Origin of the sequence: Comamonas sp. A7-5, from assembly GCF_039581385.1 — a bacterium.
Classification (GTDB): domain Bacteria; phylum Pseudomonadota; class Gammaproteobacteria; order Burkholderiales; family Burkholderiaceae_C; genus Comamonas; species Comamonas thiooxydans.
In genome coordinates this window covers 62,873-81,341 of record NZ_JBCPWO010000013.1, presented here as the reverse complement: position 1 = coordinate 81,341, position 18,469 = coordinate 62,873, and the positions used below count along the sequence as shown (strand labels likewise).

The following is an 18,469-nucleotide window of genomic DNA, read 5'->3' as shown; positions in this document are numbered from 1 at the left end:
CCTCAATGTGCCGCCGAAGCTTGTCTGGCAGCTATGCAATCAGAAACGTTGCTCTTCACGCAGCCTGCGCTCGCCGCTATTGCGCGCCGCAGCAATCTGGGCGCGCTCGGCGATCAGGTTGACCTCGGTGGCACAGTTGTACTCGTCGAGCGAGAAAAACATGCGGGCTCCGGGGGAGAGCTGCGACACCGTCTGATGCAGGGGCAGAGACAGGTCGACCGGCGCCACATTGGAGCGATAGATCAGCTCGTTATTGGGTGCATAGACAAAATAGCAGGCAGCCGATGCGACCTGGGCCCAAGCACAGGCCGACAGAACCAAGGCGGCACGCAGGACGGATGCAGCGGTCATGAACTCTCCCTTCCCTGACGGGGCTCCATGCCCCTGTAATGCGGCTATTTTACGAGTAGCGACGCAGCGACCGGGTCGATGCGAAATTTCTTCATTTCAAGAAAATTGCTTCCCGCTCCGGCTCCCATGCGCAAAGCCTGCACAAACACCTTGCGGATTCCTCTCGGGCATTCGCTCGAATATAAATTTCTGCATTGACAGAAATTTCAAGCAAGACCACACTTCATCTCATGCAACTGAGTCCTATCGCTGAACGCTTTGTGCACCACTGGGGAGATATGGGCAACGCCTGGGGCGTGAACCGCACGGTGGCACAAATTCATGCACTGCTGTTCTTTCATGGCCGTCCCCTCAATGCCGACGAAATCTGCGAAACCCTGGGCGCGGCACGCTCCAACGTCAGCAACAGCCTCAAGGAGCTGCTGAACTGGAACCTGATTCGCAGCAGCCGCAAGAGCGGTGACCGGCGCGAGTATTTCGAGACCTCGGCCGATGTCTGGGAGCTGCTGCGCACCATTGTGCGAGAGCGCAAGCAGCGCGAGTTCGACCCCACCAGCGCACTGCTGCGCGAATTGATCGCCCAGCCCGAATTCGAGCAGGAAACGCCCGATGCCCAGGACCGCGTGCACGAGACGCTGCGCCTCATGGATTCGCTGGGTATCTGGACCGACGAAATGCTGCGCCTGTCTCCAGCCACGCTGGACAAGATCCTGCGCCTTGGCGCCAGCGTCCAGCGCTTTGTCCGAGGCAAGGATGGCGGCCGAGAGAGCGGCAACGATTGAAGCCGAACTGAATTCTGTCAAGGCAGAAAATTGCAAAGGAGTAGCGTATGCGAGTTCTGATCTGCGGCGGCACAGGCTTTCTGGGCCGACATATCGTGAATGCGCTGGCCCTGCTGGAGCACGACCCCGTGGTGCGCAGCCGCCACAGCCAGCCGCCTGTGGACTTTGGCGCCTGCACCACGGCCGAGGCATGGCTTGAGCATCTGCAGGGCATCGATGCCGTCATCAATGCCGTCGGCGCTCTGCGCGACAAGCCCGGTCAGGATCTGCAGACCCTGCACTCTCTGGCTCCCATTGCGCTGTTTGATGCCTGCGCCCAGGCCGGTGTGCGCCGCGTGGTTCAGGTCTCGGCTCTGGGCGCGGGCCAGAGCGGCACCCAGTACGCAACTACCAAGCGCGCGGCCGACGAACATCTGCTGGCACTGGGCAGGCAGGGCCTGCTCAAGCCCGTTGTCGTGCGCCCCAGCATCATCTTTGGCGCGGGCGGTGCCAGCAGCCAGTTGTTCCTGAACCTGGCCAGACTGCCCGTTCTGCTGCTGCCCGAACTCATGCGCAGCAGCCAGATTCAGCCCGTGGCCGTGCGCGATCTTGCCGAAGTGCTCGCGCATATGGCGACATCGGACACCGGCGAAGGTATCGTCGAAATCGGCGGCCCCCTGCCACTTTCGACAGAGGCCTTTATCGCCAGCCTGCGCGCCCAGATGGGTTACGGCCCGGCTTCGGTGCATGCCCTGCCCGACTGGATGAGCAAGGGCAGTGCCAGAGTCGGCGACCAGATACCAGCCCTGCCCTGGTGCAGCGAAACCATGGCCTTGCTGGAAAACGACAACGTCACCGATCCTCAGACCCTGGCCTCGCTGCTGGGGCGCCCCCCCGTGGCTCCGGATGCCATGCTGGCCACCTTGCCCAAGGAAGGCCGCCGCCATGCCTGAGTTGCAAAACGGCAGCAGACCCAACCCGCAGAAGCAAGCTGCCAGACTCATGCACGCCAGTCTGGTCGTCGTCTGGCTGGGCACGGCTTTGGTCAGCGCACTGGACTATTTCGGACTATCGGGGCTCAACCACGAAGGTGCCCGCTTGCTGGACCAGGGCGGCATTGGCGATGCACGCTGGCAGGCACTGCTCATCTGGTCCGGCTTGCTGGCCGATTTGGCTCTGGGTCTGGCCTTGCTGCTGCGCCCCGGCCGCGCCATCTACCTGAGCGCCCTGCTGCTGATGACGGCCATGACCGTGATCGGCACGGCTCTTCAACCCACGCTGTGGCTGCACCCTCTGGGGCCGCTGCTCAAGAACCTGCCCATCGCCGCCATGCTGTGGTTCTTGCTGCAAACAGACAACTCGTACAACAGGCTTGAATCATGAATACCTATCTGTTGCTCAAGACACTGCACATCCTCTCCAGCGTGCTGCTGGTCGGCACCGGCCTCGGCTCGGCCTTCTACATGTTCTTTGCCAACCGCAGCGGCTCGGTCGCCGCCCAGGCAGTGGTCAGCCGCCTGGTGGTACGGGCCGACTGGTGGTTCACTACTCCCTGCGTCTTCATTCAGCCGGTCACGGGCATTGCCATGGCCTATCTCGCAGGCTGGCCGCTCACCACTCCCTGGCTCGCGCTTTCGCTCGGCCTGTATGCGCTGGCCGGCATCTGCTGGCTGCCTGTGGTCTGGCTGCAGATCCGCATGGCGGCGATGGCGACCCAGGCGCATAGCCAGAGTCAGGCCCTGCCGCCGCTTTTCCGGCAGTATCAGTTGCGCTGGGAGGCCCTGGGCTACCCAGCCTTTGTGGCCATGGCCGGCACCTATTATTTGATGGTGAACAAGCCACAGCTCTGGGGCTGAGGCGCCTGCCATGATCGGCTCGTCCACACCTCGCTCATCAGGAAGGACGGCAGCCCGCTCATTGCAGCGATAGCGGCCATGCCGTCTCAACCTTTTGCGACTCGTCAGCTATCGAAACACACCAATCGCTTCGACAAGATTCTTCACCTGCCATTGCATGCTGCTGGACGCCTGCGCCCCCTGGGTCACCAGCTGCGCGTTCTGCTGCGTCAGATAGTCCATGTCCGCCACCGACTTCCCTACCTGGCTGATCTCCTCGCTTTGTTCGCGCGTGGCCTTGCTGATCTCGGCAATGAAGTCCGCCACGCTGCGCGCCTGGGAGACGATGTCGCCGATATTGCTCCCCGCATCGCTGACCACCAGAGAGCCGGCCTCGATGGTGGCCGTGCTGGCCTGAATTAGCGCCTTGATCTCCTTGGCCGCATCGGCGCTGCGCTGCGCCAGGGCTCGCACCTCACCGGCAACGACGGCAAACCCCCTACCATGCTCGCCCGCGCGGGCAGCCTCCACGGCCGCATTCAGCGCCAGCAAATTGGTCTGAAAGGCTATGCTGTCAATCACTCCGACGATGTCGGCAATGCGGCGGGAGTTGGCCGTGATCGACTCCATGGTGGAGACGATCTGATCCATGGACTGGCCCCCGCGCAAGGCCGCCGCGCTGGCTTCGCTGGCCAGCACACCGGCTTTTTGGGCCGTATCGGCGCTGGATTGAACCCGGGCCGTGATCTGCTCCATGGAGGCCGAGGTCTGGGCCACATTCACCGCCAGCTGCTCCGTCTGCCCGTGCAGATAGCTGTTGCCCTGCTCGATCTCGTTACAGGCCTGCTGAACATTGAGCGCCTGCTGGTTCACATCGTCCACCAGCCAGCGGAACATGAGACCGATCTGGTTGACCGTGCGCAGCGTGGTGCCGATTTCATCCGTGCGCTGCAGATATTCCGTCTGCCGGTTGTTGCCGGTTGCCACATTCAGCGACTGACGCTTGAGCAGCTCCAGCGGCGTGGCGAACTGGCTCTCGAGCAACAGCGTCATCACCATCAGGGCCACCGTCATGAAGGCCGCCATCGACAAAAACTGCATCTGGCTTTGGCCCAGCAGCCAGGCCCCAAGCACCAGGACGGCCCACAAGGCCAGCGAGTTCAGGCGAATGCGCCGGCGCACCCCCATGTGCCGCCAGATCGACAGCAGCTTCCCCAGCCCTTTCTTGGAGACTATGCCTTTGTGCAGCTCGGGGGCGGAACCGCCCTTGTCGTGCATGGACTCATACAGCTTTTGCGCCGCTTCGACCTCCTTGCGCTCGGGCTGGGTGCGCACCGACATATAGCCCTTGGCCTTGTCATTGCGGATGATGGGAATGGCATTGGCCCGAACCCAGTAGTGGTCCCCGTTCTTGCGCCGGTTCTTGACCAGTGCGCTCCAGGGCTCGCCGCTTTTGAGGGTGGCCCACATGTCGGCAAAAGCGGCCGGTGGCATGTCCGGGTGGCGCACCAGATTGTGCGTCTGGCCGAGGATCTCTTGCGGCTCGAAGCCGCTGACCTCCATGAACGCCTGATTGGCATATTTGATGTAGCTCTCCGTGTCCGTGGTGGACATCAGAGTCGCGTGCTCATCAAAGCTGTACTCCCGCTGTGTCACTGGTGCATTGACTCTCATAGATGCCGCTTTTTGGTCATTAATCGAGAAAAACTGCACAGCTTGTGCCGCAGCCTGCGTCGCGCTTGCGCTGCGGCAACCACCTCTGTGTGTATCAATTATTTACATGTTTTTTGCGACCCATCTATTCCTGAAAAAGCAGTTGTTGCTAGCCTGCGTCAACGCAGATACAGAGTCCTGAACCCTTCATTCAAACCCGCTTCTCTCCTACAAAGGCAGCCGTGCATCATCCTTGATCTCCTCCATCACCGCATAGGTTCTGGTCTCGCGCACGCCCGGAAGCTGCCACAGCACCCGGCCCGCGAAGTCACGGTAAGCCGCCATATCGGCCATACGGGTCTTGAGCAGATAGTCAAATCCCCCTGCCACCATATGGCACTCCATGATGGCCGGGTAAGCCAGCACGGCGGCCTTGAACTCGTCAAACACATGGGGCGTCGTGCGGTCCAGCAGCACCTCGACAAACACCGTCATGCCCACGCCCAGCTTCTGCGGATTCAGCCGCGCTTCGTAGCCCAGGATGTAACCATCGCGCGTAAGCCGGGCCACACGGGCCTGTGCGGCTGTGGGCGACAGCGCCACCTGCTCTGCCAGACGCAGATTGGAGATGCGCCCATCAGTTTGCAGAATTGCCAGTATTTTTCGATCAATCCTGTCGATATCCACTTCTGAAGCATCGATCATTGGTGAATTCCTCTTTTTAACTCACTCAATATAGTGATTCATTTTTCGACAAACCAGCAATGATTTTCCCTATGTAGACAGCTGCGCCCGGGCCGCATGCAATGCAGCTGTGAACATGGTGAAGGCCGCGCACCCGCTCGCGTCCAGGCTCTACGACACCTGCACAGACATGCCGACTTTCACTGCGCTGCCAGATTCCAGCCGTCCTGCCGATGAACTGCGTCAAGCCATCAGTTGCGCCACCCGCATGGCCGAGTCCGATGCCGTGGCCCGGCTGCTGCCTGCAGCCACGCTGCCGCCCGCCGAGGCTGCCCAGGTCGCTGCCCATGCGCAAAAGTTGGTCGAGCAGCTGCGCGCCCAACCCGCCAGCGCCGGGCGCCAGGGACTGGTGCAAGGTCTGCTGCAGGAGTTTTCGCTGTCCTCGCAGGAAGGCGTGGCGCTGATGTGTCTGGCCGAAGCCTTGCTGCGCATCCCCGATGCGGCCACGCGCGACGCACTGATTCGCGACAAGCTGCGCGGCGGCGACTGGCAGGCTCATCTGGGCAAGAGCCCCTCGCTCTTTGTCAATGCTGCCGCCTGGGGACTGGTGGTCACCGGAAAGCTGGTCGATACGCATAGCGAGTCAGGCCTGCTCGCGGCGCTCAAACGCATCACAGCCAGGGGCGGCGAGCCGCTGGTGCGCAAGGGCGTGGACATGGCCATGCGCCTGATGGGCGAGCAGTTTGTGATGGGCGAGACCATTTCCCAGGCTCTGGAGCGCGCTCGCGAACTGCAGGCCAGAGGCTTTCGCTATTCCTACGACATGCTCGGCGAGGCCGCACTCACCGCAGAGGATGCGCAGCGCTACATGCAGTCCTATGTGAATGCGATTCATGCGATCGGCAAGGCCGCTGGCGGCGAGGGCGTCTATGAACGGCCGGGCATTTCCATCAAGCTCAGCGCCCTGCACCCGCGCTACAGCCGCGCGCAATGGCAGCGCGTGATGAACGAGCTGCTGCCGCGCGTGCTGCAACTGTGCGAGCTGGCACGCAGCTATGACATAGGGCTCAATATCGACGCCGAAGAAGCCGACCGCCTGGAGCTGTCGCTGGACCTGCTCGAACAATTGGCCCACGCCCCCGGCCTGGCAGGCTGGAGCGGCCTAGGCTTTGTGATTCAGGCCTACCAAAAACGCTGCCCCTATGTGATCGACTATCTGATCGACCTGGCCCGTCGCAGCAAGCGCCGTCTGATGGTGCGCCTGGTCAAGGGCGCGTACTGGGACAGCGAAATCAAGCGCGCCCAGGTCGACGGTCTGAGCGACTACCCGGTCTACACCCGCAAGCACCACACCGATGTGGCCTATATTGCCTGCGCTCGCAAGCTGCTGGCAGCACCCAGCGCCATCTACCCGCAATTCGCCACCCATAACGCCCAGACCGTGGCCAGCATCGAATCCTTGGCCGGTGCCCAGCCCTACAGCGCCGGACGTTACGAGTTTCAATGCCTGCACGGCATGGGCGAGCAGCTCTACCTGCATGTGGTCGAGGCCGAGGACAAGGCCGCACGCCGCCCCTGCCGCATCTATGCTCCGGTGGGTACGCACGAGACACTGCTGGCCTATCTGGTTCGCCGCCTGCTGGAAAACGGCGCCAACAGCTCCTTCGTGCACCGCATTGCCAACCCCGACTGGCCGATCTCTGATTTGATAGCTGCCCCTGCAGACCAGACCTGGGCTGAAGGCCAAAAAGACTCAAACTCCAGCCCCACCAGCATCCATGTCGCAGAAGACATAGGCCTGCCCCACCCGCGCATTGCGCTGCCGCGCGCGCTGCTGGGCGCGCAGCGCGCCAATTCCGCAGGGCTGGATCTGAGCGACGACGGCGTGCTGAGCGCACTGTCTCAAGCGCTTGCGCAAAGCCGGCCCGCACAACTTCGCCAGGGTGTCCATGCCGTGCATGCCGGCGACACCATCGGCACGGCCATCACCAACCCGGCCAATCATCAGCAGCTGCTGGGCCATGTCAGCGATGCCAGGCCCGAGCAGATCCAGCAGGCCCTGCAAGCGGCGGCACAGGCCCAGCCAAGCTGGAACCGCAGCCCGGCCGAGCTGCGCGCCAGCCTGCTGGAGACCGCAGCAGAACGCTTTGAAGCGCAGATGCAGCCACTGATGGCCCTGTTGATGCGCGAAGCCGGCAAGACTGCGGCCAATGCCGTGTCCGAGGTGCGCGAGGCCGTGGACTTTCTGCACTACTACGCGGCTCAGATTCGGCGGCAGGCCGATGCGGATCTGCTCGCCCCCGGCATAGGCCCTGTGGTCTGCATCAGCCCCTGGAATTTTCCACTGGCCATTTTCACCGGCCAGGTCGCAGCAGCCTTGGGCGCCGGCAATGTGGTGCTGGCCAAGCCCGCCGAGCAGACCCCGCTGATCGCCCTTGAAGCCGTGCGCCTGCTGCATCAGGCCGGCATCGCGCCAGACGTTCTGCAGTTGCTGCCCGGCCGGGGCGAGACCGTGGGCGCCGCGCTGGTGGCCGATGCGCGCGTGGCAGGTGTGCTGTTCACCGGCTCCACCGAGGTAGCGCGACTGCTGGCTCTGCAGACCGCCGCCAGGCTGCGCCCCGACGGCCAGCCCGTGGTGCTGGTGGCCGAGACCGGCGGCCAGAACGCCATGCTGGTGGACTCGTCCGCCCTGGTCGAGCAAGCCGTGCAGGACATTGCTGCATCCGCCTTTGACAGCGCGGGCCAGCGCTGCTCGGCTCTGCGCCTGCTGTGCGTACAAAGCGACTGCGCCGACCGACTGCTGGCCATGCTGCGCGGTGCCATGCAAGAGCTGCATTGCGGCAACCCGGCCGAACTGGCCACCGATGTGGGGCCCGTGATCGATGCCGATGCCAAGGCGGGTATCGAGCGGCATATCGGCAAGCTCAGGGCTCTGGGTCTGCGCATCCATCAATCGCCGCTGAGCCCGGAAACTGCCGCACAAGGGCATTTTGTGGCGCCCACGCTGATCGAGCTGCCCGATCTGCATCAGCTCAAGCGCGAAGTCTTCGGCCCCGTGCTCCATGTACTGCGCTATCAAAGGCGCGAGCTGCCGCAGTTGCTGGAGCGCATCAACGCCCTGGGCTACGGCCTGACCATGGGATTGCACACGCGCATCGACGAAACCGTGCAGCTAGTCGCCCAGGCGGCACATGTGGGCAATCTGTATGTGAATCGCAATATGGTGGGGGCCGTGGTCGGTGTTCAGCCCTTTGGCGGCGAGGGGCTGTCGGGTACCGGTCCCAAGGCCGGCGGGCCCCTGTATCTGCCGCGTCTGCAGCAAACACCCGGCTCGCCCCTGCGTTTGCTCAGTCTGCTGCTGCATCAATCCGGAGAGGCACAGGCCAGTGCCACGCCCGTCACGGCAGCAGCGGCGACCGCCTTGCAGCAGTTGGGCCACTGGGCCAGGCAGCATGGTGAGGCCATCGTCAGCCACGATTGCGAGCGCCTGCAATCGGCCCTGCCCGATCTGCATGCCGCGCGCCTGCTGCCCGGCCCCACAGGCGAACGCAATCTCTACCAGTTGCTTGGCAAGCCGCGCACACTGTGCTTGGCACAGGAAAGAACCATGCTGCTGCAGCAACTGGCTGCCGCACTGGCCTGTGGCTCGCAAGCACTGTGGGCGCCCGGCCCGCTAGGCACCGCAGTTCACGGCAAGCTACCAGAGGCACTGCGCCGCCATGTGCTGCTGTTGCCTGCCGAGCTGAGCGTCGAGGAAATTGCGGAGACCGAGGCCATGGATGCAGCACTGCTGGAATGCGACACCCCCCAATTTCTGCGCTGGGCGCAGGCATTGGCAAGACGTCCAGGCCCGTTGGTACTGCCCACACGCTGTGTGACAGGCCAACCCGTCCGGCTGGAGCGGCTCTGGCATGAACGCGCTCTATCGCACAACACGGCGGCAGCGGGCGGCAATGCGGCATTGATGACGCTGGAATAGGCAAGCCCCCTGAGGCGCTTTGCGCCTTCCCCCTCTCTGCTTCGCGGCGGGGCCGCCGAGGCCCTTGCTTGCTGTCCACTGCTTAGGCCATGCCTGTTTGGCACTGTGCGCCCGATGCTCACCATGTCCCTCAGAACCGCTAACACTACCCAGCAAACCGCAGGCTTGCCATTGAGACCAGGCGCGAAGCCGCAAGGCGAAGCAACGACATATCAAGGGCGGTATTAGCGGGTCCAAGAAAGAAAACACCCAGCGCAAGCAGTACCTGCGCTGGGTGCTCTTTTGAGAGCAAATGAGATTTACAGTTTGGCGATGGACACCTCTGTGGACTTGACCAGAGCGACAACCTCCGAGCCCACCGCCAAACCCAGATCATTGACCGAGCGCGTGGTGATCACCGAAGTGACGATGCCCCAGGGCGTTTCCACATCCACTTCCGAGACCACGTCACCGCGGATGATTTCCTTGACCTTGCCCTTGAACTGATTGCGTACGTTGATGGCTTGAATGGACATACAAAATTCTCCTGAGAAGTCGTGAAGGGTTCTGAAAAACAGTGTTTGCTGCACTGCATGAAAACGATTCTGAAACCTTCTCCAAAAAACTCAAAAGAATAAAAACAAAAATTTTTATATCAAAAACATCTTATAAAAATCAGTGACCATCGCGCGGCACAAGCCTGCACGGCCGGACATTGAGCAGCAGCCCGATCGCGAAGATGGCGAAGATGGCAACACCACGATATGGCTGCGCAAAAAGCTCGAGGCTGAGCACCACCTGTGCCAGCCCCTGCTGCACGGTCGCCCCATGCAGTGCCATACCGGGGCTTGAGGCTCTTTCGGGAGATTCGAGTTGAAGTTCAGTCTTCGGCAGATTGCAGTGCCGCGCGCACCACCTCGGGCGTCAGCGTAGGCACAAAGCTCTCGATGAAGGCATAGGCATAGCCACGCAGCCAGGCATCGCGGCGCAGAGCCAGGCGCGTGAGATTGACCTCGAATAGATGGCGGGCATCGATAGCGCGCAGATGGCGGTCGCGCTCGGCATCGAAAGCGATGGAGGCAATGATGCCCACGCCCATGCCCAGCTCCGCATAGGTCTTGATCACATCGGCATCCATGGCGGTGAGCACCACATCGGGCACCAGCCCGGTCGCCGCAAACGCCTTGTCGATATGGGCACGCCCGGTGTAGCCCTGCTCGTAGGTGATGATGGGGTGGCGCGCCAGCGCTTGCAGCGTCAGTGCTCCGTCTGTATCGAGCAGTTCATGGCCGGGCGGCACGACCACGCTGTGCGACCAGCGGTAGCAAGGCAGGGTCACCAGGTTCTCATAACTGCCCAGCGCCTCGGTAGCCACGCCGATATCGGCCTCACCCGAGAGCAGCATCTCGGCCACCTGGCGTGGCGAGCCTTGATGCAGATGCAGCGAAACCTGGGGGTAGAGCCTGCGGAAATCACGCACCACCTGGGGCAAGGCATAGCGTGCCTGGGAATGCGTGGCAGCAATCGACAAGCCGCCGCGCTCGCTGGCGTGGAAGTCCTCGCCCGCGCGACGCAGATTGTCGGCTTCCAGCAGCATGCGTTCGACGATGGGCAGCAAGGCCGTGCCAGGCGGCGTCAAGCCCGTCAGGCGCTTTCCTGCTCGCACAAAGATATCGATGCCCAACTCCTCCTCGAGCTCGCGAATCTGCCGGCTCACGCCGGGCTGCGAGGTGTGAAGCATGGCCGCCACTTCGGTCAGATTGAAGCCACGCCTTGCCGTTTCCCGGACCGAACGCAGTTGCTGAAAATTCATATCTTGATGGCAGGCGACACAGCTTGTGGCTGCGCCAGCCGCCTGTTTCTCTTTGTTTTCGTTGGATGCTCAAATCGCCCAGCGCAGACCCGTAGCCGGCACGCCAGGCCAGCTCGACAATCCGGTGGCCTGTTCTGACTCGGGCTTTTGCAGCACGCGATCCAGAATGCGCGTCTCCAGCGCAGCAAAGCGGGCATCGCCATGCACGCGCGGGCGCGGCAAATCGATGCGCTCGTCGAGCGCAATGCGCCCATCCTCGATCAGCACCACGCGGTCGGCCAGGGCCACGGCTTCCTGCACATCATGAGTGACCAGCAAGGCCGTGAAGCCGTGGCTGAGCCACAACCCTTCGATGAGGCGGTGCATCTCGATGCGCGTCAGTGCATCGAGAGCACCCAGCGGCTCATCGAGCAGCAGCAGTCGCGGCTGATGAACCAGGGCACGGGCCAGGGCTACGCGCTGGCGCTGGCCACCAGACAGCCGCGCCGGCCATTCGTTTTCGCGGTCAGCCAGCCCCACCTGCGCCAGCACCTTGCGGCCGCGCTCGCGTGCCGAATCGGGCAACCCCAGAATCACGTTGTCCAGCACCCGCTTCCAGGGCAGCAGACGCGCGTCCTGAAACATGATGCGCGTATCCCTGTTCTGCCGGCGCTGCTCGCGCGCATCGCCAGCATCGATCAGTAGCTGCCCGGCACTGGCCTCTTCCAGCCCTGCCACAAGGCGCAGCAAGGTGGACTTGCCGCAGCCGCTGCGCCCAACGATGGCGATGAACTCGCCGGGCTGGACATCGAGCTGCACCTGTTTGAGCACTTCCCGCTCGCCATAGCGCTTGGTCAGCTGCAGCGTCTGCAGATGCACACCCTGGGCCGCTTTCTGCTGCACATCCGGCTGCTTGCTGCTGCCCTGCTGCTCTTCTTCTGCATCCTTGGTCCGCTGCCACAGCTTTCCACTCGCCTGCAAGGCCTCGGCCTCGTCCCAGGAAGCCTCCCAGGCCACCAGCGGCTGACGCGCATTCAGCGCACCTGCACCCACCAGCGACTGCGTCAAACGACTCCACAAACTACTCATCACCAACTCCCGTCTTTGTCTGTTCAAAACTGGCGCAGCACATGCGCGTGACAGCGAGCAAGCGCCGCCGCGCAGCGAGGCTGTCGTCCCCTGGGGGAAGCCGCAATGCGGCTCAGGGGGCTCCATAGCTCGGATGCCAGCGCAGCCACCAGCGCTCCAGCGAACGAGCAAACACATCGGCCAGCTTGCCCAGAATTGCGTAGAGCAAGATGCCCACAAGCACCACATCGGTCTGCAGAAATTCACGCGCATTCATGGTCAGGTAGCCGATGCCCGCCTGGGCCGAGATGGTCTCGGCCACGATCAGAATCACCCACATCAGCCCCAGCGAAAAACGCAAGCCCACGAGGATGGAAGACAGCGCTCCCGGCAAGACGATGTCGCGATACAGCTGCCAGCGCGTGAGGCCGTAGCTGCGGCCCATCTCGATCAGACCAGGGTCCACGTTGCGAATGCCGTGAAAGGTGTTCAGATAGATGGGAAAGAACACCGAGACGCTGATCAGAAACAGCTTGGCCGATTCGTCGATGCCGAACCACAGAATGACAAGCGGAATCAGCGCCAGCGCAGGGATGTTGCGCACCATCTGGATCGTGGAATCGAGCAGCGTCTCGGCCCAGCGCAGCGAGCCTGTGAGCAGCCCCAGCAGCAAGCCCAGGCTGCCGCCAATGGCCAGCCCCGCCAGCGCACGCCCGGCACTGACCTTGACATGGGTCCATAACTCGCCCGACTCTGCCAGAGCCCAGGCTGCACGCAACACATCCAGCGGTGCGGGCAGCACCCGTGTGGACAGCCAGCCATAGGCCGATGCGGCCTGCCAGGCAGCGATCAGCGCGACCGGCAACAGCCAGGGCAGCAGGCGCAAAGCGAACTGACGCGCCAGCAACTCAAGGCGCGGCACCGGCGGGCTTGCAGGCTGGGCAGCGGATTGCAAGGTCAGCGTTTGAACATCACTCATACACTCTCCTTCAGCTTTGCGACACTCGGACCTGCTCGCGCTCTGGGGCGGCGGCTCCCGAAGCAGCAGCTCCCGAAGCGGCGGCTCGCGGCGAGTACAGATTGGCCACGGTCTCGCCGAACGGGCCGCCGGGGTTGCCACCGCCGAGCTTTTCCTGCACGTTGACGGGCAGCAACGGGAAGACCAGCTCGGCAAAGCGATAGGCTTCCTCGAGATGCGGGTAGCCCGAGAGCACAAAGGTGTCTATGCCCAGATCGGCATATTCCTTGATGCGGTCGGCCACAGCCTGGGCGCTGCCCACCAGGGCCGTGCCCGCACCGCCACGCACCAGACCCACACCGGCCCACAGATTGGGGCTGATCTCCAGGTCCTTACGGCTGCGCTTGGTGCCGCCCGCATGCAGCTGGGCCATGCGGCGCTGGCCTTCGGAATCCATGCGTGCAAACGCAGCCTGGGCCTGCACCACGGTCTCGTCCTTGAGGCGGCTGATCAATCGCTCGGCGTCGACCCATGCCTCCTCATCGGTCTCGCGCACGATCACATGCAGACGGATGCCGAACTTGACCTGGCGGCCACGGCGCCCGGCCTTCTCGCGCACATCGGCAATCTTTTTGGCGACTTCGGCCGGTGGCTCGCCCCAGGTCAGATAGGCATCGACCTGCTCTGCCGCCAGCTCGTGGGCGGCAGGCGAAGAGCCGCCGAAATACACGGGTGGATAGGGTTTTTGCAGCGGCGGGAACAGCAGCTTGGCACCCTTGACCTGCAGATGCCGACCTTCGAAATCCAGCGACTTTCCCTCATGGCTGCGTGCCAGAATCTCGCGCCAGATCTCGATGAACTCGGCCGATTGTTCATAGCGCGTCGCATGATCGAGAAACACGCCATCGCCCTCCAGCTCGGCCTGATCGCCGCCGGTGACCAGATTGATCAGCAGCCGCCCGCCGGAAAGCCGGTCGAAGCTGGCTGCCATGCGAGCAGCCAGGCTGGGCTGATGCAGGCCGGGACGCACGGCCACCAGGAACTTGAGGCGCTTGGTGACGGGCAACAGGCTGGACGCCACTACCCAGGGATCTTCGCAGGAGCGGCCCGTGGGAATCAGCACGCCTTCGTAGCCCAGGCTGTCGGCCGCCACGGCCACCTGCTTGACATAGTCATGGCTCAGCTGGCGTGCGCCTTCGCTGCTACCCAGGTAGCGGGCATCACCATGGGTGGGAATGAACCAGAACACTTGCATGACGAAATCTCCTTGAACCTGACTTAGAACCTGGACGCCACGGCGGGCGTGATGGATGAAGCGGCGGGGCTCGCCTGGCCATGGCCGGCGTATTCAGCCGCCGTGGGCTGCCAGACGATGTCGGCCACCTTCACCTGGCGTGGAATCACGCCCAGACGAAAAAAGGTATCGGCCACGCGCTGCTGCTCGACCACGATGGCGGGATTGAGCAGCGTGGTCGGCGAGCTGGGCCTGCGGCCGATGAAGCGGCTGACCACATTCGCATCCAGCCCGCTGAAAGCGGCCAGCAGTTGCACGGCCTCTTTGCGCGAGGTCTGCACCAGCTGATCGGCGCGCATGAGCTCGTCGAACAAGGCCTTGATGAGCTGGGGATGGTGCTCAACCAGGCCGCGCGAGGCCAGGTAGAAAGAGTTGTTGCCCGACAGCCCTTCACCGCTGGTCAGCACGCGCGGCCGGATGCTCAGCTCGGTGGCCGCATAGAACGGGTCCCAGATGGCCCAGGCATCGACGCTGCCGCGCTCGAAAGCGGCACGCGCATCGGCCGGTGCCAGATACACGGGCTGAATGTCAGCCCAGGCAATACCGGCCTTGTCCAGCGCACGCACCAGCAGGTAATGGGCGCTTGAGCCTTTTTGCAGCGCCACGCGCCTGCCTTTGAGGTCGGCCAGGGTTTTCAGCGGCGAATCGGCAAGCACCAGAATGGCCGAGCTTTCAGGCTTGGGCGGCTCGGCCCCTACATAGCGCAGCTCCTTGCCCGCGGCCTGGGCAAACACGGGCGGCGAATCGCCGGTCAGGCCAAAGTCCAGGCTTCCGGCCGACAGCGCCTCCAGCAACTGCGGCCCGGCTGGAAACTCCAGCCAGCTGATCTTGGTGCCTGGAAAGCGCTTTTCCAGAATGCCATGCTGCTTGAGCACGACCAGATTGACGGCCGACTTCTGATAGCCGATGCGCAACTGGGCCGGAGCCGCAATAACCGGCCCAGGCTGGGCCAGTGCATCGTTGGCGTAATACGCGGCAAGGGTCCAGCTGAAAGCCGTGGTGCCCAGCAGTTGCAGTGCCTGGCGACGGCCGCGATGGAAACGGGGTGAAGAGGATGCTGAACTCATGGCAATGACCTTTTCATGAATCAGCGGCTGGCCAGCAAGTCCACAGGCGCGGCATGCAGCAAATTGAGCTTCTTGGGGATCAGCTTGAGATCGAAGAAGGTGTCTGCAATCTTTTGCTGCTCATCCAGGATTTCGGCATTCACGGCCTTGGTGCCGAACTCGGCACGGCTCAGGTACAGCTCGGTCACCGCGGTGTCCAGGCCCAGTATCTGAGACAGCTCGGCCGCTGCTGCGCTCTTGTTCTTGCTGGCCCAGGCATCGATGGCGGCAATTTCCTCGATCGCGATGCGCAGCACATCGGCATTGCGGCTCGCATAGTCACGCGAGGTGAAGTAGTAGGCACGGTTGTTGACCACGCCCCTGCCATCGGCCAGCAGGCGTGCATCCAGAGCCTTCTGGGCCGAGGCCAGGAACGGGTCCCAGATCACCCAGGCATCGACCGAGCCCTTCTCGAACGCGGCCCGCGCATCGGGAGGGGCCAGAAAGACCGACTGCACATCGCCGTACTTGAGGCCATGCTTTTCCAGCAGCTTGACCAGGAAGTAATGAACGTTGGAGCCCTTGTTGTAGGCAATGCGCTTGCCCTTGAGGTCGGCCACGCTGCGGATCGCCGAGCCCTTGGGCACGATCACCGCTTCCAGGCCGGGGCGCGCCACCGTGGCACCCGCATAGACCAGGGGCGCACCGGCGGCCTGGGCAAAGATGGGCGGTGCCTCGCCCACATCGCCAAAGTCGATCGAGCCGACATTGAGCGCTTCCAGTTGCACAGGTCCGGCATTGAATTCAACCCAGCGCACGGCCACGCCCAGCGGGCTCAGGCGCTTTTCCAGCGTGCCGCGATTCTTGAGAATCGACAGCCAGCCTTTTTGATGGCCCACGCGCAGCACGCGCTGCCCGCCTGCCGTGCCATTGCCCTGCTGCGCATGCAGTGCGCCCGAGGCCAGGGCCAGCGCCGAGGCTGCCGTACCCGCCAGCCACTGACGGCGTGTGGTGTTCAGCAATTGCGACGAAATGACGACGGAAGTGTTGTTGCGATCGGTCATGAGAAATCAATCCTTGGAGCTTGCAGTCCACACACTTCAGGCGCACCTTCGGCCTGATTTCAGGCGCAACTCAGCCTTCGCAGTGCGGGAACTGCTATCAAAAACAGAGACATGGAGAAATGGGCACCGCCCCATCAGTGAGGCAGCAAGCAAGGGGCGCCCCGCAGCGATGCGGCCGTCCCCTCGGGGGGAAGCCGCGTAGCGGCTCAGGGGGCGCTAGTTCAAACGCTACATCGCACGTCGGAGAACGCGATGCTTTCAAAGTCATTGGCTGCGGCCCATTGGGCACTGCGGCGCAGATCGGTGGCCAGCAACCGGGCTGCATCCTCGACGCGCTCGGCGATCTCGGGGGCCAGGCCATAACCGCCTTCAGGCAGCAGTGGCACCCCCTGGTCGGTGGCATAGATGCCCGGCAGTATGTGGCGCGCGCCAAGCGACTGCAGCACGGGGCGCAGCGCGTAGTCCAGCGCCAGCATATGGTGAGGGCTGCCGCCAGTGGCCAGAGGCAGTACCAGCTTTCCCTTGAGCGCCGTCTGCGGCAACACATCGAGAAACACTTTGAGCAGGCCGCTGTAGGCGGCCTTGTAAACGGGTGTGGCCACCACCACCGCGTCGGCACGGGCCACTCTATCGGTCACGGCACGAATCTCGGAGTGATCGAAGCGGGCATGCAACAGGGCTGCGGGGTCCAGCTGGTTGAGCTGCAGCACGGGCTCGGTGCTCAGGCCCTGTGCCTGCAGGCGGGCAGCCACGGCATTGAGCAGGGCACTGGAGCGCGAGGGCTGCGAGGGACTACCGGCAATCAGCAAAATCGACATGGCTTGGCTCTATCTTTTTGTTATTGCAAAGACAGGAGCACTCATCGTGCCCCCGTCTTGCGTTTCACTTATTTCTTGGTATAGATCTGGTCGAAGCTGCCGCCGTCTGCAAAGTGAGCCTTGTCTGCTGCTGCCCAGCCGCCAAAGGCCTTGTCGATGGTGAACAGCTCCAGCTTGGGGAACTGGCCGGCAAACTCGGCTGCCACCTTGGCATCGGTCGGGCGGTAGAAGTTCTTGCCGGCAATGCGCTGGGCCTCCTCGGAGTACAGATACTTCAGATAGGCCTCGGCCACGGCACGCGTGCCCTTTTTATCGACCACCTTGTCGACCACGGCCACCGAAGGCTCGGCCAGGATGGACAACGAAGGCGCGACGATCTGGAACTTCTCGGGGCCGAACTCCTTGAGTGCCAGATAGGCCTCGTTCTCCCAGGCCAGCAGCACATCGCCCAGGCCGCGCTGCACAAAGGTCACGGTGGAGCCACGCGCGCCGGTGTCCAGAACGGGCACGTTCTTGTAGAGCTTGGTGATGAAATCCTTGGCCTGTGCATCGCCGCCGTACTTGCGCTTGGCAAATTCCCAGGCTGCCAGATAGTTCCAGCGTGCACCACCCGAGGTCTTGGGGTTGGGCGTGATCACCTGAATACCGGGCTTGACCAGATCGTCCCAGTCCTTGATGCCCTTGGGATTGCCCTTCTTGACCAGGAACACGATGGTGGAGCTGTAGGGCGCGCTGTTGTGCGGCAGGCGCTTTTGCCAGTCGGCCTTGACATTGCCGTTCTTGACCAGAGCGTCGATATCGCCTGCAAGGGCCAGCGTGGCCACATCGGCCTCAATGCCGTCGATGATGGAACGCGCCTGCTTGCCCGAGCCGCCATGCGACTGCTTGATGGTCACATCCTGGTTCTGCGCAGCCTTCCAGTGCTTGGCAAACGCCTGGTTGTAGTTCACATACAGCTCGCGTGTGGGGTCGTAAGAAACGTTGAGCAGTTGCACGCCGGTTTGTGCAAAAGCAGGCAATGTGGGCAGAGCCGAGAGGGTCAAGCCGGCAATCAGACCGGCAGCCAGAGGAAACTTGATAAAGTTGCGACGATTTTTCATTGGACTGTGTTCTTGGAGTGAATGGTTAACGGGCTTCTGCCCCCGTTGCTGTGCATTCTTGAGCCGCATTCTTAAAACTCAAACTAC

Annotated in this window: 18 protein-coding genes; 5 read left to right on the top strand and 13 right to left on the bottom strand. The window is 62.9% G+C overall.

Going from position 1 to position 18,469, the window contains the following annotated elements; genetic code table 11:
• Positions 1-39: 39 nt before the first annotated feature.
• Complete coding sequence (locus AAIL67_RS19220) at positions 40-351, bottom strand: hypothetical protein (protein WP_343484592.1); 312 nt, start codon at positions 349-351, stop codon at positions 40-42.
• Between the two features lie 230 nt (positions 352-581).
• Here AAIL67_RS19220 and AAIL67_RS19215 point away from each other — a divergent pair, with 230 nt between their 5' ends.
• From AAIL67_RS19215 to AAIL67_RS19200, 4 genes are read left to right on the top strand one after another with little or no spacing between them, the layout of a single operon-like run.
• Positions 582-1,133: a MarR family transcriptional regulator gene (locus tag AAIL67_RS19215; RefSeq protein WP_003075187.1), complete on the top strand. Its 552-nt coding sequence runs from the start codon at positions 582-584 to the stop codon at positions 1,131-1,133.
• Between the two features lie 47 nt (positions 1,134-1,180).
• A complete protein-coding gene (locus AAIL67_RS19210; protein WP_343484591.1) occupies positions 1,181-2,065 on the top strand; it encodes an NAD-dependent epimerase/dehydratase family protein in 885 nt (294 codons plus the stop codon).
• A complete protein-coding gene (locus AAIL67_RS19205) occupies positions 2,058-2,495 on the top strand; it encodes a DoxX-like family protein (protein WP_034379827.1) in 438 nt (145 codons plus the stop codon). Before AAIL67_RS19210 ends, AAIL67_RS19205 begins: the two co-directional genes overlap by 8 nt.
• Positions 2,492-2,968, top strand: a complete 477-nt coding sequence (locus AAIL67_RS19200; protein ID WP_034358941.1) for a DUF2269 domain-containing protein — start codon at positions 2,492-2,494, stop codon at positions 2,966-2,968. The genes AAIL67_RS19205 and AAIL67_RS19200 overlap by 4 nt, the downstream gene beginning before the upstream one ends.
• A gap of 108 nt (positions 2,969-3,076) precedes the next feature.
• Here the strand turns inward: AAIL67_RS19200 and AAIL67_RS19195 are convergent, their stop codons facing one another.
• Positions 3,077-4,621 carry a methyl-accepting chemotaxis protein gene (locus tag AAIL67_RS19195; protein ID WP_343484590.1) on the bottom strand — a complete coding sequence of 515 codons (1,545 nt, stop codon included), beginning with the start codon at positions 4,619-4,621 and terminating at the stop codon, positions 3,077-3,079.
• Between the two features lie 207 nt (positions 4,622-4,828).
• Positions 4,829-5,305 carry an Lrp/AsnC ligand binding domain-containing protein gene (locus tag AAIL67_RS19190; protein WP_343484589.1) on the bottom strand — a complete coding sequence of 159 codons (477 nt, stop codon included), beginning with the start codon at positions 5,303-5,305 and terminating at the stop codon, positions 4,829-4,831.
• A 115-nt stretch (positions 5,306-5,420) separates the two neighbouring features.
• Here AAIL67_RS19190 and putA point away from each other — a divergent pair, with 115 nt between their 5' ends.
• Entirely contained in the window at positions 5,421-9,263 is a 3,843-nt protein-coding gene (gene putA / locus AAIL67_RS19185) for a trifunctional transcriptional regulator/proline dehydrogenase/L-glutamate gamma-semialdehyde dehydrogenase (protein WP_343484588.1), read from the top strand.
• Positions 9,264-9,562: 299 nt separating this feature from the next.
• On the opposite strand, the gene AAIL67_RS19180 is transcribed toward putA, so the two are convergent.
• The 10 genes from AAIL67_RS19180 to AAIL67_RS19135 form a co-directional block, all read right to left on the bottom strand.
• Positions 9,563-9,778, bottom strand: a complete 216-nt coding sequence (locus tag AAIL67_RS19180) for a molybdopterin-binding protein (protein ID WP_003053517.1) — start codon at positions 9,776-9,778, stop codon at positions 9,563-9,565.
• Between the two features lie 139 nt (positions 9,779-9,917).
• The gene (locus AAIL67_RS19175) at positions 9,918-10,082 is read right to left on the bottom strand and encodes a hypothetical protein (protein ID WP_343484587.1); all 165 of its coding nucleotides are present in this window, start codon (positions 10,080-10,082) and stop codon (positions 9,918-9,920) included.
• 40 nt (positions 10,083-10,122) lie between these two features.
• Positions 10,123-11,055 carry a CysB family HTH-type transcriptional regulator gene (locus AAIL67_RS19170; RefSeq protein WP_063664192.1) on the bottom strand — a complete coding sequence of 311 codons (933 nt, stop codon included), beginning with the start codon at positions 11,053-11,055 and terminating at the stop codon, positions 10,123-10,125.
• A gap of 69 nt (positions 11,056-11,124) precedes the next feature.
• Positions 11,125-12,123, bottom strand: a complete 999-nt coding sequence (locus AAIL67_RS19165; protein ID WP_343484586.1) for an ATP-binding cassette domain-containing protein — start codon at positions 12,121-12,123, stop codon at positions 11,125-11,127.
• A gap of 112 nt (positions 12,124-12,235) precedes the next feature.
• Positions 12,236-13,081 (bottom strand): aliphatic sulfonate ABC transporter permease SsuC, encoded by an 846-nt coding sequence (gene ssuC, locus AAIL67_RS19160; RefSeq protein ID WP_034406305.1) that lies wholly within the window; start codon positions 13,079-13,081, stop codon positions 12,236-12,238.
• Between the two features lie 10 nt (positions 13,082-13,091).
• Positions 13,092-14,315 (bottom strand): FMNH2-dependent alkanesulfonate monooxygenase, encoded by a 1,224-nt coding sequence (gene ssuD, locus AAIL67_RS19155; RefSeq protein WP_343484585.1) that lies wholly within the window; start codon positions 14,313-14,315, stop codon positions 13,092-13,094.
• Between the two features lie 23 nt (positions 14,316-14,338).
• Positions 14,339-15,421 carry a sulfonate ABC transporter substrate-binding protein gene (locus AAIL67_RS19150; protein ID WP_343484584.1) on the bottom strand — a complete coding sequence of 361 codons (1,083 nt, stop codon included), beginning with the start codon at positions 15,419-15,421 and terminating at the stop codon, positions 14,339-14,341.
• A 20-nt stretch (positions 15,422-15,441) separates the two neighbouring features.
• Positions 15,442-16,464: a sulfonate ABC transporter substrate-binding protein gene (locus AAIL67_RS19145; RefSeq protein ID WP_343484583.1), complete on the bottom strand. Its 1,023-nt coding sequence runs from the start codon at positions 16,462-16,464 to the stop codon at positions 15,442-15,444.
• 221 nt (positions 16,465-16,685) lie between these two features.
• The gene (gene ssuE, locus AAIL67_RS19140) at positions 16,686-17,282 is read right to left on the bottom strand and encodes an NADPH-dependent FMN reductase (RefSeq protein ID WP_343484582.1); all 597 of its coding nucleotides are present in this window, start codon (positions 17,280-17,282) and stop codon (positions 16,686-16,688) included.
• A gap of 68 nt (positions 17,283-17,350) precedes the next feature.
• Positions 17,351-18,382 carry a sulfate ABC transporter substrate-binding protein gene (locus tag AAIL67_RS19135; RefSeq protein ID WP_343484581.1) on the bottom strand — a complete coding sequence of 344 codons (1,032 nt, stop codon included), beginning with the start codon at positions 18,380-18,382 and terminating at the stop codon, positions 17,351-17,353.
• Between the last annotated feature and the right edge of the window lie 87 nt (positions 18,383-18,469).

Bases quoted from the DNA above. Each gene is read 5' to 3' on its own strand.
- AAIL67_RS19165 (WP_343484586.1), bottom strand. From the start codon at position 12,123: ATGAGTAGTTTGTGGAGTCGTTTGACGCAGTCGCTGGTGGGTGCAGGT.
- AAIL67_RS19180 (WP_003053517.1), bottom strand. From the start codon at position 9,778: ATGTCCATTCAAGCCATCAACGTACGCAATCAGTTCAAGGGCAAGGTC.
- ssuD (WP_343484585.1), bottom strand. From the start codon at position 14,315: ATGCAAGTGTTCTGGTTCATTCCCACCCATGGTGATGCCCGCTACCTG.
- AAIL67_RS19150 (WP_343484584.1), bottom strand. From the start codon at position 15,421: ATGAGTTCAGCATCCTCTTCACCCCGTTTCCATCGCGGCCGTCGCCAG.
- AAIL67_RS19145 (WP_343484583.1), bottom strand. From the start codon at position 16,464: ATGACCGATCGCAACAACACTTCCGTCGTCATTTCGTCGCAATTGCTG.
- putA (WP_343484588.1), top strand. From the start codon at position 5,421: ATGGTGAAGGCCGCGCACCCGCTCGCGTCCAGGCTCTACGACACCTGC.
- AAIL67_RS19215 (WP_003075187.1), top strand. From the start codon at position 582: ATGCAACTGAGTCCTATCGCTGAACGCTTTGTGCACCACTGGGGAGAT.
- AAIL67_RS19195 (WP_343484590.1), bottom strand. From the start codon at position 4,621: ATGAGAGTCAATGCACCAGTGACACAGCGGGAGTACAGCTTTGATGAG.
- ssuC (WP_034406305.1), bottom strand. From the start codon at position 13,081: ATGAGTGATGTTCAAACGCTGACCTTGCAATCCGCTGCCCAGCCTGCA.
- AAIL67_RS19170 (WP_063664192.1), bottom strand. From the start codon at position 11,055: ATGAATTTTCAGCAACTGCGTTCGGTCCGGGAAACGGCAAGGCGTGGC.
- AAIL67_RS19210 (WP_343484591.1), top strand. From the start codon at position 1,181: ATGCGAGTTCTGATCTGCGGCGGCACAGGCTTTCTGGGCCGACATATC.
- AAIL67_RS19135 (WP_343484581.1), bottom strand. From the start codon at position 18,382: ATGAAAAATCGTCGCAACTTTATCAAGTTTCCTCTGGCTGCCGGTCTG.
- AAIL67_RS19190 (WP_343484589.1), bottom strand. From the start codon at position 5,305: ATGATCGATGCTTCAGAAGTGGATATCGACAGGATTGATCGAAAAATA.
- AAIL67_RS19175 (WP_343484587.1), bottom strand. From the start codon at position 10,082: ATGGCACTGCATGGGGCGACCGTGCAGCAGGGGCTGGCACAGGTGGTG.
- ssuE (WP_343484582.1), bottom strand. From the start codon at position 17,282: ATGTCGATTTTGCTGATTGCCGGTAGTCCCTCGCAGCCCTCGCGCTCC.
- AAIL67_RS19200 (WP_034358941.1), top strand. From the start codon at position 2,492: ATGAATACCTATCTGTTGCTCAAGACACTGCACATCCTCTCCAGCGTG.
- AAIL67_RS19220 (WP_343484592.1), bottom strand. From the start codon at position 351: ATGACCGCTGCATCCGTCCTGCGTGCCGCCTTGGTTCTGTCGGCCTGT.
- AAIL67_RS19205 (WP_034379827.1), top strand. From the start codon at position 2,058: ATGCCTGAGTTGCAAAACGGCAGCAGACCCAACCCGCAGAAGCAAGCT.